The organism is Sporosarcina oncorhynchi (assembly GCF_033304615.1).
Classification (GTDB): Bacteria; Bacillota; Bacilli; order Bacillales_A; family Planococcaceae; genus Sporosarcina; species Sporosarcina oncorhynchi.
The window spans coordinates 543,688-561,251 of the sequence record NZ_CP129118.1 but is presented as its reverse complement, the minus strand read 5'-3'; the positions used below and the strand labels follow the sequence as shown (position 1 = coordinate 561,251).

Below are 17,564 nucleotides of genomic sequence, written 5' to 3'. Positions count from 1 at the left end.
TCGCAATTATTAAATTATTCGACGTAGAATTGATTAAACTATACTGAAGAAGGAGCTTTTTAAAAGCACCAATGGCGTTAGAATAGCCTATTTCTTCTTCTGTATCAAATGAGCCCACGATTGTTTTTTAATTTCAACTTCCTCTAATATAAATCGCGTCATTATTAACGCAAAACTATTTCAGGAGTTCTAATGTATCAACATTTCATTATCATCTTTATGTGATTGTAGTGGATTGTCTGAATTCAACCACGCATAGGTACCTGTCAATTTAAAACGAAGTCAGTCATCGAATATCATGACTGACTTCGTTTTAGTTAATGTGGTGTCATTGTGCATTCTTTAAATTCAACCTTGTTCAGGTACTAGTTTTAAACGTCTAACTGTTTCGATCCTAAACTCCTGACACTTAATCATCCAAAGTGGGAAGATTCGTTTCATGCATTTCTTGCACTTTTGCATTCTCAACTTTTTGATAGTATTGGGTTTGCCCTTCTTTAATAAACTTACTTTCGATATATTGATTTAGATCAAGTCCCGTTACCTCGCCTTGACCATTCTCTACCCACACAGTCGGCTGTCCATACTTCTCGCTATTGTTTACGAGTGTTCCTTCAACATTCAATACAGAACCGGTTGTCAGTCCCTCGCCTTTCGATACTTCAATTCCACCGAATTCGTTGTCACTGACAGTGATAGTGCCCGTCAAGACAACTTCTGATCCGTTTACAAGAATTCCACCGTCAGCGTTAGTTGCAGTAATATTGTGGAGAGTTACATTCTTGGCATTGTAGACTTGAATTGCATACAGACTCTGCCATCCATCGCTATTAGCCATTTCGACAGTTACGCCGCTAATTTTTACGTTAGCAGCAGTTACAAGGATTCCTTGTCTTTCGCTGTTGTTTAACCCATTTAGTTCTGCAGTAAAGGATAGCTTGTGTGTATTACCGTTAATTGTAACTGGACGGTTTACAATAATATTCTTCTTCAGACCCTCAATATCTTTCGTGAGATTAATGACTGAATAGGAATTATCTTTAAGAGCTTCTTCTAATTTATCCAAGGAATCTACATCTATAGACTTAATAGTATTCTCAGCCTTTTGATAGTATTGGGTTTGGCCATCTTTAATAAACTTACTTTCGATATATTGATTAAGATCAAGTCCCGTTACCTCGCCTTGACCATTCTCTACCCACACAGTCGGCTGTCCATACTTCTCGCTATCGTTTACGAGTGTTCCTTCAACATTCAATACAGAACCGGTTGTCAGTCCCTCGCCTTTCGATACTTCAATTCCACCGAATTCGTTGTCACTGACAGTGATAGTGCCCGTCAAGACAACTTCTGATCCGTTTACAAGAATTCCACCGTCAGCGTTAGTTGCAGTAATATTGTGGAGAGTTACATTCTTGGCATTGTAGACTTGAATTGCATACAGACTCTGCCATCCATCGCTATTAGCCATTTCGACAGTTACACCGCTAATTTTTACGTTAGCAGCAGTTACAAGGATTCCTTGTCTTTCGCTGTTGTTTAACCCATTTAGTTCTGCAGTAAAGGATAGCTTGTGTGTATTACCGTTAATTGTAACTGGACGGTTTACAATAATATTCTTCTTCAGACCCTCAATATCTTTCGTGAGATTAATGACTGAATAGGAATTATCTTTAAGAGCTTCTTCTAATTTATCCAAGGAATCTACATCTATAGACTTAATAGTATTCTCAGCCTTTTGATAGTATTGGGTTTGGCCATCTTTAATAAACTTACTTTCGATATATTGATTAAGATCAAGTCCCGTTACCTCGCCTTGACCATTCTCTACCCACACAGTCGGCTGTCCATACTTCTCGCTATCGTTTACGAGTGTTCCTTCAACATTCAATACAGAACCGGTTGTCAGTCCCTCGCCTTTCGATACTTCAATTCCACCGAATTCGTTGTCACTGACAGTGATAGTGCCCGTCAAGACAACTTCTGATCCGTTTACAAGAATTCCACCGTCAGCGTTAGTTGCAGTAATATTGTGGAGAGTTACATTCTTGGCATTGTAGACTTGAATTGCATACAGACTCTGCCATCCATCGCTATTAGCCATTTCGACAGTTACACCGCTAATTTTTACGTTAGCAGCAGTTACAAGGATTCCTTGTCTTTCGCTGTTGTTTAACCCATTTAGTTCTGCAGTAAAGGATAGCTTGTGTGTATTACCGTTAATTGTAACTGGACGGTTTACAATAATATTCTTCTTCAGACCCTCAATATCTTTCGTGAGATTAATGACTGAATAGGAATTATCTTTAAGAGCTTCTTCTAATTTATCCAAGGAATCTACATCTATAGACTTAATAGTATTCTCAGCCTTTTGATAGTATTGGGTTTGGCCATCTTTAATAAACTTACTTTCGATATATTGATTAAGATCAAGTCCCGTTACCTCGCCTTGACCATTCTCTACCCACACAGTCGGCTGTCCATACTTCTCGCTATCGTTTACGAGTGTTCCTTCAACATTCAATACAGAACCGGTTGTCAGTCCCTCGCCTTTCGATACTTCAATTCCACCGAATTCGTTGTCACTGACAGTGATAGTGCCCGTCAAGACAACTTCTGATCCGTTTACAAGAATTCCACCGTCAGCGTTAGTTGCAGTAATATTGTGGAGAGTTACATTCTTGGCATTGTAGACTTGAATTGCATACAGACTCTGCCATCCATCGCTATTAGCCATTTTGACAGTTACGCCGCTAATTTTTACATTAGCAGCAGTTACAAGGATTCCTTGTCTTTCGCTGTTGTTTAACCCATTTAGTTCTGCAGTAAAGGTTAATTTGTGCGTATTACCATTAATTGTAACTGGGCGGTTTACAATAATATTCTTCTTCAGGCCCTCAATATCTGCTGCGAGCTTTATATTGGAATAAACATCATTCAAAAGTGCAACTATTAACTGTGACTCTCCATCTACTATTGCAGTATACTCCCATTCTATTCCGTTAAATGCTCCATTTACTAAAATTCCATCTTCTCTAAATTCGAAAGTTGAAAGATTTGCAGGCACAGTAAACTTTCCTTCTACAAATGTTACGCCTTCTGTCAAAGCGATGATAGTCTTAGTAGTTACATAGTCGACTGTTACCGTGTCGGGAGTTACAGGCGTTCCAGGAACCACTGGTATTAGACCTGTGGCAAATGTCCATTCCCCATACGAGTACGTTGCTGCTATTTGATAACTGCTATCCGTGAAGGTGAAGTCCATTTTACCTGCTGGCACAACAAATTTATTTTCTCCCTTGTTGAATCTAACTTCACTGGAGATATCAGTTACTTCGCCTATAGGTTGATAGTCTATAAATTCCATAACCTGCTCAACTTTGTACGTTTTCGTATTTGTTAAACCTCTAATTTCAGTTCCAGCTAGGAATTCTGCTGGAGAGTTGTGAGTTCCAAGACTTCCATCGGCCTTAACACCTTTGGCTTCTCCATCAACAATTACGACATATTGCCTTCCGGATGTTAATCCAGTAATTTTTTCATCCCCTGCTACCCCCAAGGAATCCGGCGCCAAAGTTACTGATTGCGGTGCTTCTGGTTGCTGTACTGAACCATCATTACCTCCCCCAGTATTCCCTCCACTATTTCCGCCTCCACCACCACTACCAATAGTAGCTGGTGGTGCTGGTGTAGTTGGTTTTGCTTCCGGATTAGTTTCTCCACCGATATTCTCAATGTTGGCTTTTACTTTATCGTAATCTTGAATAACGTCTTTTGCCTCTGTTCCTTTAGGCAGAATTAGATTACCGATTTTTGTGTTAGTGCCGAAGGATATTTTCGAACTATTATTGCCAATTGTTACTTCACCGATCTTGCCTGTACTTTCAAGCTTTAATGCTGATTTTGTATTGATTGTAAGGCTAGTTACCGGTGCGTCGATTGTAATTGCTGTAACTCCTTCAGAAATCGTGATTTTCGGAATTGTAACGCCTGCTTCCGCTTTCAGTTGAGCGTTTGATGAAATGACGAAAGCTTGCACATTTGTTTTTCCTAGTGCTTGAATTTTTACATTCTTTTTAGATACTTCAACTGTTCCCATAGTTGAATTTGAGAATGTGATGACTGGACCTGTAGCGTCAGTAGCCGCTACTATGACAGGCTTTAAAAATGCGATGGAACGATACACCTTATCCTGGTCAGCTTGGGCGTTCTTTGTTGACGAATTTTTATCAGAAATAATCGTTTTCCCTTTAACTGTAATATTGTCGCTTTGGAAGCTACTTTTCACTTGACTCCCAATTTCCAGGTTGCCCTCAACAATTAGATTTTTTACTGATACAAAATCGCCGTTAATAATTAAATTACCAGTAAGCGTGGACTCTTTACCATCTAACGTGAGATGGTTTTTCGCATCTCCACTCGCCTTAATTACAATAGATGAAATTTTACCGATTAAACCATCATCTGCAGTCAATGTAATATTTGCATCTTTTAACACAGATAGGTTAGAAGGGTTAAATAAAGCTTTCATTTCCTCTTGTAATTTATATGACCCATCCGTCAATTCAATAGTATCGTTGTTAATATTGACAATCTGAGAACTAAATCCATTTAGAGAGACTGCCATTTCACTTCTAAAGATGAATGTAGCAATCTGCCCTCTTGTAACAAGCGCATTCGGACCAAATGTTGTTGGTGTATTCCCTGTTGTAATATTGTTCGAAAGCAAGGCTTGTACATAGCTAGCATAAACATCGTCAGTCCTAATGTCGGCAAAACGGTTATCAGTAAGGGTTTCTTGCTCTAAACCGAATCCAAGAGTAATAATTTTCGCCATTTGTGAACGCTTTAGATTATCGTTCGGCTTAAACGTTTTATCGTCGTATCCATTAATAATCCCTGCTTGAACCAAAGCTGAAATTGGACCATAATAAGAATCCGTTTCCTTCACATCTACGAAGCCCGGATTTTTCACATTAACTGTGTCCAATCCTAATGCTAACGCAAGGATTTTAGCTGCTTGTCCACGTGTAACAGAATTATTCGGTTTGTATGTACTGTCCTCATAGCCTTTCACAATTCCTCTTGCGCTAAGGTTCATTACGGGTTCAAAATAATGCGCATTCGGATTTACATCATTAAACAAAGCTGGGCCTGAATCATTAGCTTGTACGAATATTGGGGAAGCAGCTACTAAAGCTCCTCCTGCCACACCACTTGCCAAAACAGCCCTGAAGAGTTTTTGATAAGAACGTGAATACTTTTTCAATCTAATACCTCCAATTAACTATTTTTAAACACACATCAATAGTACCATTTCAAAGGATGTTAATATCTATATATTTCGCATCATTTTTTCATTCTGAAAATACAGATACACATATAGGTACTTTTGACCATTAATATATTGCCGATAATTATATTATTCAGCCATGCCTGCCTGTTCCTAAATGGAATTAATATCCCCCAACTCTCTTTCTAGCTCCTACGTAAATACCCCAGCTGCATCTGTTTAGATGCGCTGGGGGTTGCAAATTATTGTAGTAGCTCCATAATATTGACAAACATCTTCGCTGCTTGTGCGCGAGTTGTCGGGTCTTGTGGCATGAATTTGCCTTCGAAGCCTGTTATGATTTTTAATTCGTATAGCATCGAAATGGCACTAACCGTTTCCTCATTGTAGTTGCCATAGTCGGAGAATGGTGCAATTGCTGTTGGTGTGTAAGTTTCTCCTATTTTGTATTCGTATGCCCGAGAGATCATCAATGCGATTTGTGCACGAGTGACTTTTTCCGCAGGCTTGAAGCTACCGTTATTCCCTTTGACGATTCCGTATTTGTAGGCAGCAGCGATTTCAGCTTGTGTTTCTTCGGCATATTTTCCGATGTCGTTGAAAGGTGCTGCTTCATCCGTTTCCAAGCCCAATGCACGGACAATTAAGGAGACAGCTTGCGCACGTGTCAACTGATTGTTCGGTTTAAATGTGCCATCTTCGTATCCTTTGAAGAGGCCTAACTGTACAGCTTTTTGAATGTAGAGCTCTGCCCAGTGGTCTGTTACATCCGTAAATATCACAGGTTTAACTGGTTCAGGTTTGACTGGATCTGGTTTAACCGGATCTGGCTTTGTTGGTGTTGTTGGTGTTGTTGGTGTTGACGGGAAGTATCCGCCGCCACCACCGCTGTTACCTCCACCCCCACCACTTCCTGGGTTAGGTGCTGGATCTGTTACTGTTACGGTTACTGTGACAGTATTTTTTCCATGAGTAATTGTGATAGTTGTTGTACCAGTTGCATTTGCAGTTATGACGCCTTTATCGACGGTTACCATTGAATTATTTGCGACAGAGTATTGCGCATTATCAGTTACATTGGTGACTGTTGGCTCGCCTTCAATCGAAGTTTTTGTTGTTTCGGTCACTCTGACAGAACCCGTTTTTCCTCTTTCAATTGAAAGATTTGAGTTGTCTACTGAAATTGTTACGATTGGTGCAACCTCAACGGCTACTGTAGCTTCCATGCCTTCGTATGAAACTGTGATTGTCGCAGTTCCTGTTCCTACTGTGGTGACTAAACCTGTATCAGAAACGATGACAACATCCTCATTATCACTCGAGTAATCCGCATCTGCTATAACGTCCACTACTTCAACTTCATCTCCATCTGTTCTTTCTTCTATTGTACCGTTGTCATCGGCTTCTAGTTCTGTACCCTCTTCAACAGTACCGCTGTTATCGGATTCAGTTTCCGTCTCTTCTTCAACGGTACCACTATCACCGAGTTCTATTTCTATTTCTGTTCCTGCCACAATACTTCCGATATCATTGGTATCCGTTACAATTACTTCTTCAACGGTACCAGTTCCTTTATCAGTAGATTCTACTTTGCCCCCTTCAAATTCTTCAGTTACGGTAACCTCTAATTGTTCGGTGTCACCTACTTTTAATGCTAACTTCTCTGGTGATACAGATAGTCCAAATTTTACTTCAGCGACAATTGTATATTCATATTCCGCTTTATTACCTGCAGCATCGTCAACGTATATTGTCAATGTATTGTTGCCTACTGTTAATTTACTGAGGTTAAGTGAGAAAGCACCGTCCAAGGCGAAATTCACTGACCCCTCATCTACTTTGTCACCATTCGCATTTGTTAAATCGTACGTAACGAACAGCTTTTTGTATAAATCAAAACCATATTCAATTTCATCAAGAGGTTCTTGAAAATCGATATATTTATCCACAATTGTTCCGTTGAACGTGTAGTTCGGTCCAACTGTATGATGTGATTCAGCCGTTCCAACTGTCGCGGGACTGTTTACTACGAAAAGTGGTTCGAAATCCAAATCACCATACCAAGCTCTTGATCCAGTAGATAATTGTGCATAAAACGCAGTAAGATAAACACCTTCAGGAATCGGCACTAATCCCGCTTCCTGGTTATCCCAATCCGTAAATGTGCTTATAATTGGAAGTGTGTACGTACCAGCTCTGCGAGTTGAGGCATATCCGATATAGCCCATATCCTCTTCAAAGTCTTCACTCAACAAATCATGTAACCCAATATAGTTGTTACCATAGTTTCCAACCAACTGGAACGAAAGAGATGTCGAATCCTTCACTCCATCTTCGTTAAATGATACATCGTGGCCCGAAAGCTCTACATAATGCACACCCGTAGGTAACACTAACGGCGAGAAGTCGGCTGCAAATGGCAATGAAATTTCAGAGCTGTTGCCGGAAATATAAATATAACCTAAAATCTCATCTCCAGATTTTGGTGTTGCTTTCGATGCAGTTAATGTTAGGTCAAGGATCTCTGTGCCATCCAATGTAAATGTTGATTTGTTTACTGTAACTTTAGCATCTCCAAAAGTTTTTAACGTTTCAACTCGTACTGAATAGTCTCCACCTTTCCCCGAGACATCTTCCACACGAATCTGCTTTTTAACTGTAACATTTCCGTCTCTCACTTGACCCTGCTTACCAAAAGTCACTGTACCTTTTTCGTTATCCACTTCTTTACCGCTAAATGTGGTTTTACCAAGTGCATAGGCAAGGATTGTCGGATATGCCGCTTCGTAAGGCCGGACGCGTCCAGGTCCTTGTGCAAATACGTCAAACTTTTTATCAAGCACTTTCGCAGTATTCGAAAGGGTCACTTTCACATCGAATGGCGTCCATGTAGGATTTGCCTGAAGGATTAATGCAGCAATACCTGCAATATGTGGTGTCGCCATGGAAGTACCTGTGTATCTGTCATAAGACTCGCTATAATCTGCGTCCGGAAAATCTTTTCCATATGCAGGTACCGAAGACATGATGTTTGTTCCGGGTGCAACAACATCTGGCTTAATATCAAAATCCGGATTCGCCGGTCCTCGTGAGCTGGATGAGTTCATCTCATCACCTGTCGTTTTTGTAGATCTAACATTGCTGAATGACACTTTTCCTGTGCCTGAACCCAATGAATCGCGAAGCGCTTTTCCTTCAGTGTAAGACATATCAAACGCAGGAATGAAGCCGAATGAATCACCAAGGAATACATCCGCTGGTCCTGGTGTATTCGTTCCGGTTGCTGAGTTATGAATTAACACAGCTTTCGCTCCTGCAGCTTTTGCATTTGCAATCTTATCAACAAACGCAATATCTCCACGGGAAATGAGTGCTACTTTGCCGTTAACATCAATACCTGTAAAGTCTTTAGGATTTCCTACGCTAGGTATTGCGACGACGTCAAATTCACCTTTCAATGCTTCTGCTACATTTTTACCAAATTTTACACCCATCAATTTAATAGTAGATGTATTGTTGTACGATCCAGCCTTAACAGAAACACTAGCTTCGTACATACTCTCAGGATTCGTCGAGTTCCCGACAGCAATGCCTAGCGCGGCTGTTGATGGGTTTCCGATTGTTCCACGGTTTGGTCCCGAGTTCCCTGTTGCTACAACAGCAACCGTTCCACCGAGCATCGCATTGTTAATCGCAATTGCATCAGATGCAGTTGAACTATTTGAAGAGCCACCAAGTGATAAGTTAATGACGTCCATTTTGTCTTTAACAGAATCATCAATCGCTTTAATGATACCGGCTGTAGCACCGCTACCATAGGCACCGAGTACTCGGTATGCATACAGTTCGACTTTAGGTGCAATCCCTTTGATGTTGTATTCATTTGCCCCGATTGCCGCGATTGTACCCGCTACGTGCGTGCCGTGAGATGTGTAGAAAGAGTTACCTTGTGAATCGAATTCAGGCGTTGTACTCTTTCGATCTAAAGGTGATGTTTCATATGGATCGTTCTCCGCACGAGTTCTTGCATAAGTGGAACCATGTGAAACATAGTTTTTACCGCCTTTATAAACTCCTTCAAATTCAGGGTGTGTGTAGTCGATACCTGTATCAAGAACACCAACTTTAATCTCATGACCTTGAATTCCATTTTCCCAAAGATTTTCTATTTCAAGAAAAGGTATACTTGTAGACATCGCTGCGTCAACTTGTCCATCAATATTTGATGGATTGCCAACCGCGTATCTCAATTCATCTGGTTCAACGAGAACAACGCCATCGATTTCAAGCAATTTCCCTAAATCATCAGCCTTGACAGTTGCCGCAAAACCATTAAGGACTGTGTCGAAGGAATAACCTTCTTTGAACTTAATGTTCTTTACTTTCATTGTTTTTTTCACTTGACTTTGTTGCACATTTACCTTCTTTTCTACTGAAGTTCCTTCAGCGCTAGTAAATTTCTGGCCCGCCAGCTCTTTAATCCCTTTTTCTAGCGCGACAGGTTTTTCGGATAGATGGACAATGACATCCACTTCTTGTTCGCCTGATAAACCTAGTAAATCCTCGTGCAGGACTGCTGGTCCAGCTAGAATAGCCAATTGTTCAGCAATTGCAGCTTGTGCTTGGATATTGCCTTCACTAATGCCATTCTGCTGGACTGGCTTTGCATCATCAGCCGCTAATGCATTCATCGGCGCTAGCAGCGTAAAGACCATGGCAAATGCCATGATTGCACTGAATAACTTATGAAGCTGTTTCTTCTTCTTCTTCAATAAACTTCCCCCTTGGCCATAATAGTTGGTCGTTGGTTTGTCCACTTTCCTTTTTAAGTCGAACCCCTCCCGCGACTGCTAGCTAGGCAGTCAATTTGTCGGCAAATCTTTTTTTGAGTTTCCAATTTGGACAACCCAATATGATACTGTTCTACTGTATGTATAAGTAGATTCGGCTATGACACGAACTATCAAAATAAGAAAATAGAAAAAAGCTACCCAATTCATCGCTATGAAGCGACAAGTTGGATAGCCTTTTTTCCTATTATTTAGAACCCGTCATAAAATGCATCTCATATTTATTCTCTTTCCCTGAATAGATAACTAGCCGATACGCTGTATTTGGACGATACAGTTGATTGGCCGAAACGATGATTTCCATCTTTCCGTCTTTCGGTGTTACTTGAATCGGAAGTTCATTGACATCCATATATACTTTTATATCAATCGTATCCTGTTCGGTGAGTAGTCGATTGAATTCAATCGTCCATTTTTTATCCAATGGAACGTCCCGGTGTTCAGGTAACGTAATGAATTCTGGCGATGAAACTGGTGATTTCTCTACGATGGTCGATACATTATCCGCACCTAATGAAACGACGTTGACAATGCCTTCCCCGTATTGTGAATCCCATCCGACCGGTCCTTTGTCATCGACATATTTCTTTAACAACCGTTCAATCCCTTGACGAGACAAGATCGGCTGTTCCAGTTTCAGCATGGCGGTAATGCCGCTAACATGCGGGGCTGCCATCGATGTGCCGCTCAAACTTTTAAATTGTCCGCCCGGCACACTCGACAGGATGTCCACGCCTGGGGCGGATACATCGATTGTCGCGCCTGTATTGCTGAAGCTCGCTACTTTGTCATCTTTGTCTGTCGCCGATACGACAATTACCCTTTTGTCGGATGCCGGGAAATAAATATTGGTATTCGCACTTTCATTGCCTGCAGCAACGATGACAAGAACATTTTTGGAAAGAGCATAGTCGATTGCATCTGCCAAGTAAAAGGAAAACCCTTCTCCGGCAAAACTCATATTTATAATACGGGCGCCATTGTCGACCGCATAACGGATACCGTTTGCCACGTCTGAATCATAGCCCTTCCCTTCTTCATTCAGGACGCGGATCGGCATTATTTTCACACTTGCCGGGGTAGTTTCCGCAATGATTCCCGCTACATGCGTTCCATGAAAGTGCATGTCCATCGGATCCGTATCGTTGTCGACGAAATCATATCCATCCGTAATCCGGCCTTCTAGAAACGGATGTGTGTAATCGACGCCTGTATCGATTGTGGCGACAATTACAGTTCCTTTCGATGTAGCAAGGGAATTCTTATAATTCCTTACTCCAATCCGCTCTGTTCCCCAAGATGTCGCCTTACTGCTCGTCGGCTTTTCCACTGCGATCGTCCTAATGAAGTCTGGCTGCATAACCTCTACGTCTTGCACTTTGTATAAGATAGAAGATTTATCCGAAAGACGTCCTTCGTTGTATTTCGTAAGATCTTCTAGCAAAATACTTTCTACTGATTCAACGCCATCCTCATCTACCAATTTCACAATGACTCTGTCCGATTCTGCCGAAGCTGTTGCTACGTCTACATTGCCTATAAACGACAAACCTATTGCAAGTAAAAATACAACAATCCCTAGGCACTTTTTTCTCATTTCGCACACCTCTATGTCTACGTATTCCTTCCTATTATCGGTTAATAAAAAAGTAACTTTAGCATTCTACCATTTGATTGAAAAGGAAAAAGCACTTACCCCAAAAGGAATAAGTGCTAATCGTCATTGCCCGACGACTACTTGTGTCGTTAATGTCTTGCCGTCGACAAAATACGTCAAGAAAAAGGAGTCGCCGCGTTGAACACCTGTAAATGTCAGCGTGTTTGTACCGTTGCCTGAGACCGCCGGGACTGTGCTGTCATTGTTTGAATTAACAAGATTTGTAGCTGTCAGTTTAATGCGATCGGAAGCAGATCTCGAAATATCCTCGCCATATTGGTCCGTAATTTTGAGTACCGCTTTTAAGTCCGTAGAAGAGATGTTCACATTCGACGTTGTCCCTGGGATATGCAGGAACTGACCCTGCACTGTCAACCCGATAGATGATTGGAGCTCAACCGTATTTGCATACGGCTCCGCTTTTGTGATGATGACAGTTTGGTCAAGAGTTACAGGTTGGCGATCCGCATTGACGATCACTTTTACCGGAATGTACTGATCATCCTTATCGACAATATCTTTATTCCCGCGAACGTAAATGGTGCCCGTTGATGCATTATAAATCAGATCTTCATGTCCCGTTATGACCGTATATTCAGATGCCGGAATGACAACTCTATTTCCATCCGTCGTTAGGCCGTAGACGATCACCTCTCGGGCATAATTATTCGTGGACGTCTTTGCAGGGTTATCGTAAATGATATCGATATTTTTCAATTCATACTGTACGACGCTTGATTTATCCGTCACTTTCACATTCAGTTCATAACCTGAATCCACATTTCTAGCGACACCTCTAGAGTCGATTTGCTGTAAATTAAGCCTTAGGTAATCGGACCCTTTCTTCTTGCCCGTGACAGTGACCGCATTTGTAGCGGTAATCAATCTGTTTGAAGAAAGCGCTACTTTGTCATCCAATGCTACCACATCGATGACGTACTTCCCGGTGTTGCTTGTGTTCACTGCTGTCGCCATGTTCGAATTGTTCAAGACAATGTCACGGCCATATTGATCGATGACGACAATGGCATCCTTCGATAGCGTAATGACTCCTCCGACAAAAACATTCGTTTCAATATCTTTCATCGCCGTAATCCTGCTTGCCTCCGCTTTCGCCCTCATCGTTACATACATTGTCGTCGCTTTGTTATTCGCTGTCGTTGCTGTAATGAGCACTTGACGGTCTGATGTTGCGTTTGACGAATCGATCAAGTACAATTTCGCCTTGCCTGTAAGTGGATCGTTTTCAATGACCGCTTTGACAAGTCGATCATTCGTCATCACGTTCACGCCGTTCGCATTATTCAACACAGCCGTGTTCGATATTTCTTTTCCATCAGTGCCATATACGAGGAACGGGACTTCTGTTTTTTCATCAGCAACGGTCAATTGCGGCGTCCCGAGAGCTATCGTATCCGCCTTCACACCTTCAGCGACTGTTACTTCGTATGTTGCCGTTTTCCCTGTGGATTTGGATCTGATTGAAATGACCGCTGTTCCTTGTTTATTATTATTCGGTTTTTTTAGCTCAAGTACCGTTTGTCTTTTACCATCGATTGTCAATTGTGTGAAGACCGGCGTGTTTACACTGCGATTGACGTCGATAATGGACCGGTCCGATACGGAAACAGTCACATCATCTGCAATATCCTGTGCCGGTACTTCCATGTCATATTGGTCCTTGGCTGTCAGCACGAGATGAAAATCTTCATAATTCGCATCGATATTGAAAGTTGCCGATTGATTGATATCATTGTAAAGTCCTGTAATATCCACTTCGGATACTTTCGACTTACTCACAACTGTCACGACTTTCGATTGGGTAATGGCAGTCGCGCGGTCAGTTATCGAAACCGAAATTTTATCCCCTTGTTTGAAGTTGGAAGCTCTCGTCGCCTTCGTGATTTCCACGATTCCTTCAGCGTGCTTCACGATCGTATCACTGCCGGTACCCGTTACGTTTGAGCTTGCAACGACATTCGGGACGTTTGACGTCATATCTTCGCCGTATTGGTTGATGACTTTATACCCAATTCTCACCTTGTTACCAGTCGCATCAGGTACGGCATGCTCATTCAGGAATTCGATCGATGCAGCTTTTTCATTCGCTACAGCTGTCGTTTTCATGAATACAGAGTCCGCAACACCTGACACAGAAACCGTATAGTTCCCTTCTGACAGTTTGGAAGACATGATGAGTTTCGCAGACTTCTTGTCCTTTGAAATTTCCACACTTGAAATCGCGACATCGGAATTGCCCTTTTTCACCGCGTACTTAGCATTCTTCAGCTCAACTTCTTGATTGAATACCACTGTGAACGTATCCGATCCCGTCGCTTTGAAGTCTGTCAGATCCGCTTTCGGGGCAACCATATCCCCTATTTTTTGATTTGTCACACGGAAGAGGAATGTCGCAAATTGGCCTCTCGTCGTCGTGCTTTTCGGATTGAATTTATCCAGTGCAGGATTCGTAATATCGAAATAATCCAACACTAAAATGTACGGGCGGGCAGAAGCTTTCGCGGCATGCAAATCCGTCACATCGCCAGTGAACCGCTGTCCGTCTACATAAGAGACGACATCAATCACTTCCACTACATTAATAAGACGGACTAGCGCAATCGCCATATCCTCACGTGTCATATCTTCTTTCGCAAGCAACTTTCCATTGCTTCCACCTAAAATTCCATAGTCCTTGACCATCGCCGCATACTTGAGCAACTCGTCGCCAGAATCCTTCATCGTTACATCGGTGAATCGGCTTTTCGTTTTATAATCGGAAGGGACTTGAAAGCCTTCAGACACTAAATATTTGCCAAGCAACTTCACAACATCCGAACGAGTTAACGTCTTATTCGGCTTAAACGTTCCATCCGGATACCCATTAATGACTTTAGCGTTTACAAGCGCCAAAACGGCCTCTTCATGCGTGTTGCCTTTCAAATCTTTAAAACTTGCAGCAGACGCGGCAGGCACAACAGCCGTCGCAACTAATGTAGCAGCAAGGGTACTTGCTAGGAATTTTCTTTGGTTTATCATAATTGTAACTCCCCCTTTTAAAAGTTTCCCTAATTGCTATTATATAGCAATCGAGCACAAAATGGAGAAACTTGGTGGGAAAAGATTTAAATTAGTTCGGGTGCGAGGCACCGATACAATGGGCAACCGACTCCTTTAGTATTTCCATTTTTACAGTCAATGCGATAATTGGCCATTATGAATCCTATGGGATTATTCATTTTGGTGTAAAAACTAATCCGACAGCTGAATGGACAGTTTAGCAATTCCGAAATGCAACACCTTACGGCAAAGTCCCAATATATACTTCATGGCAATGATCCAATCTTTTACACCAAGGCATTTTAATCATTTTTACAATCATCGAGTATTATTGCAAAGAAAACAGAATACCGATTGCCTTGGCAAACCCCCTATGCTGAAAGGGTCATTGGTACGATTAAGAGAAAGTTGTTAGACCAAGTTATCCCAATGAATGAGCGGCATCTACATACTCTTCTAAGAGAATATATTAGAAACTATTACAATACTGATCGAACGCATTAAGGAATAAATGGAAAGACACCAATTCCTTCGCCCGTTTACCTTCCTACTTCAGCGGAGAAAATAAGATTAGAAGCTTGGCAAGTATTGAATGGTGTCTGTCATATTTACAGGAAGGCGGATTAATCTTCCACCATGTTTCTTTAGAAAACCTTACTAGAAAGGTTTATTTGTCATGCCTACTTTTTTATTACCCACAATTCGACCTATGTATTTCACTCCGAATAGACTTTTGAAGGGAACAGCTTTAAGTAAGAGGCATCTGAATTATACCTGTGCCAGGCACCCGAGCCAATACATCCCTTGCCTATTGCAACCATCACTCCATACTAAAGATTGTATGGCATACTAGTGGTGAGGGGAAATTTATATGAAACTATATAATTTACGTAGCTATATAATAGAGTGGCTTCAGTATGCAATTCACTTTCTGCAACTCTACTTCCAATCAACTCATACAATTAGGATGGAAAATATCGCCTTGAGAAGTCAATTGGCTTTATATGTCCAACGATATGAAAAGGAAAATCTTCCAAAACCGACGCCAACTCCAGCATTCCGGCAGCTTTGGGTGCTTCTCTCGAAAAGCATGCCTCACTGGAAAGAAGTACTGCTACTAGTAAAGCCAGAGACTGTCATCCGTTGGCATCGGACTGCCTTCAAATTACATTGGAGACGACTCTCAAAAAGAAAAGGACGACCTACAATACCTCCGGCTACCATTCAACTTATCAAACGAATACATATAGAAAACCCATTGCTGTCACTTGAGAAAATTCATGAACGAATATTGCTACTTGGAATTGAACAGGCACCCGCTCCAAACACAATCGCAAAATATCTGCCTGTTATCAGAAAGCCGCCTTCTGATCGACAGATCCAATCTTGGAAGACCTTTCTGAATAACCATCATCATGAACTATGGGCAACCGATTTCTTCACCATTCCAACATATAAGTTTCAGATTCTGTATGGTTTAGTTATCATCCACCATCAAACCCGTCAAATCGTCTATTTCGCAGTCACTACGAATCCAACAGCTCAATGGACCATACAGCAATTTCGAAACGCAACGCCTTTCGGAGAAGTACCTAAGTATCTGCTACATGACAACGACCCGATTTTTTGTTCCAAGGCGTTTCAGTCCTTCCTAAAATCATCGGGAATTGCATCAAAGAAAACTGCATACCGCTCTCCGTGGCAGAATCCTTATGCGGAAAGAGTCATTGGAACAATCAAAAGAGAATTGCTAGATCACGTTATCCCAATAAATGAACGGCATCTGCATTCACTGCTCCGGGAGTATGTTAATTATTACAATACTGAACGGCCACATCAGGGAATCAACGGCAAGACGCCGACTCCTTCTCCAATTCAGTTTCCAACAACAGCGGAGAAGACAAAGCTGGAAGCAACACCCGTATTAAACGGGCTCTATCATGCATATAAAAAGATCGCATAACATCGATACTGGAAATTTTTAAAAACCTTGACGAAAGGCTTATTTAGCATGCCTTTCTTTTTTTGCATTCACTTTTTTACAAATCGAATTAAGGATACAGAAGGAAGTTACGCAACTAATTGGGGACAAATATAAAAATCCATCCCGAGAAATCTGAGTGATTTCTGTCTGGATGGACTTTTTGAAGGGGACAGGCTTCGGTTCATTGATGAACTGATGCTGGCTAAGGATTTCTAAATACGTAATCCATGAAGTGCTCAGTCTTAAGTGAGCGGTTTTTGATTAAACGACCAATCCAATTACAAGTAAGGACACTGCCAGAACAATATTGAACAGGGTCAAATAGTAAAGCCATTGAGGCACTGCCATACGATCTTCTTCAGCAATTAATATCTCTTCATCAAATGCCTCCTCAATCTCTTGATCAGTTGCTCCGTCTTGCACCATCTGCTCCAATTTCGACTTAAATGATACCATGGATGAATGGGCGATTAGGTTAGGGATTATGAGCCCTATGATGAGATAAGACGCCGCGTTAATTATAGCCAACCAGAATAGAATTTGATGCTCAGTGAAATAAAGGATAGCAGGCGTTAAAAACATCACGACAATCAAAAAGAGTTTTGGCATTTCATGTGCTCCTTCTATGTATTAAAAGATAGCGTCTGTATTGTGTGAGTGACTGGCAACAGCACTTTCAACTGATGACTTCCCATTCTATGAGGACTAAAACACGGTTTA

7 protein-coding genes are annotated in these 17,564 nt (G+C 41.5%); 2 read left to right on the top strand and 5 right to left on the bottom strand.

Annotated features, from left to right (window positions below; all coding sequences use genetic code 11):
• Positions 1 to 409 precede the first annotated feature (409 nt).
• The 4 genes from QWT69_RS02735 to QWT69_RS02720 all read right to left on the bottom strand — a co-directional run bounded on the left by QWT69_RS02735 (position 410) and on the right by QWT69_RS02720 (position 14,839).
• Entirely contained in the window at positions 410 to 5,269 is a 4,860-nt protein-coding gene (locus QWT69_RS02735) for an S-layer homology domain-containing protein (RefSeq protein ID WP_317968737.1), read from the bottom strand.
• Positions 5,270 to 5,535: 266 nt separating this feature from the next.
• Positions 5,536 to 10,065 carry a S8 family serine peptidase gene (locus QWT69_RS02730; RefSeq protein WP_317968735.1) on the bottom strand — a complete coding sequence of 1,510 codons (4,530 nt, stop codon included), beginning with the start codon at positions 10,063 to 10,065 and terminating at the stop codon, positions 5,536 to 5,538.
• 265 nt (positions 10,066 to 10,330) lie between these two features.
• Complete coding sequence (locus QWT69_RS02725) at positions 10,331 to 11,740, bottom strand: S8 family peptidase (RefSeq protein ID WP_317968733.1); 1,410 nt, start codon at positions 11,738 to 11,740, stop codon at positions 10,331 to 10,333.
• A 123-nt stretch (positions 11,741 to 11,863) separates the two neighbouring features.
• Complete coding sequence (locus QWT69_RS02720) at positions 11,864 to 14,839, bottom strand: S-layer homology domain-containing protein (protein ID WP_317968731.1); 2,976 nt, start codon at positions 14,837 to 14,839, stop codon at positions 11,864 to 11,866.
• 375 nt (positions 14,840 to 15,214) lie between these two features.
• Here QWT69_RS02720 and QWT69_RS17295 point away from each other — a divergent pair, with 375 nt between their 5' ends.
• Complete coding sequence (locus tag QWT69_RS17295; protein ID WP_431312308.1) at positions 15,215 to 15,364, top strand: integrase core domain-containing protein; 150 nt, start codon at positions 15,215 to 15,217, stop codon at positions 15,362 to 15,364.
• A gap of 367 nt (positions 15,365 to 15,731) precedes the next feature.
• Positions 15,732 to 16,823: an integrase core domain-containing protein gene (locus QWT69_RS02715; RefSeq protein WP_317968729.1), complete on the top strand. Its 1,092-nt coding sequence runs from the start codon at positions 15,732 to 15,734 to the stop codon at positions 16,821 to 16,823.
• Positions 16,824 to 17,105: 282 nt separating this feature from the next.
• On the opposite strand, the gene QWT69_RS02710 is transcribed toward QWT69_RS02715, so the two are convergent.
• Entirely contained in the window at positions 17,106 to 17,453 is a 348-nt protein-coding gene (locus QWT69_RS02710) for a hypothetical protein (protein ID WP_317968727.1), read from the bottom strand.
• Between the last annotated feature and the right edge of the window lie 111 nt (positions 17,454 to 17,564).

Coding starts and splice junctions, on each gene's coding strand:
- QWT69_RS02725 (WP_317968733.1), bottom strand. CDS start 11,740: ATGAGAAAAAAGTGCCTAGGGATTGTTGTATTTTTACTTGCAATAGGT.
- QWT69_RS02720 (WP_317968731.1), bottom strand. CDS start 14,839: ATGATAAACCAAAGAAAATTCCTAGCAAGTACCCTTGCTGCTACATTA.
- QWT69_RS02715 (WP_317968729.1), top strand. CDS start 15,732: ATGAAACTATATAATTTACGTAGCTATATAATAGAGTGGCTTCAGTAT.
- QWT69_RS02710 (WP_317968727.1), bottom strand. CDS start 17,453: ATGCCAAAACTCTTTTTGATTGTCGTGATGTTTTTAACGCCTGCTATC.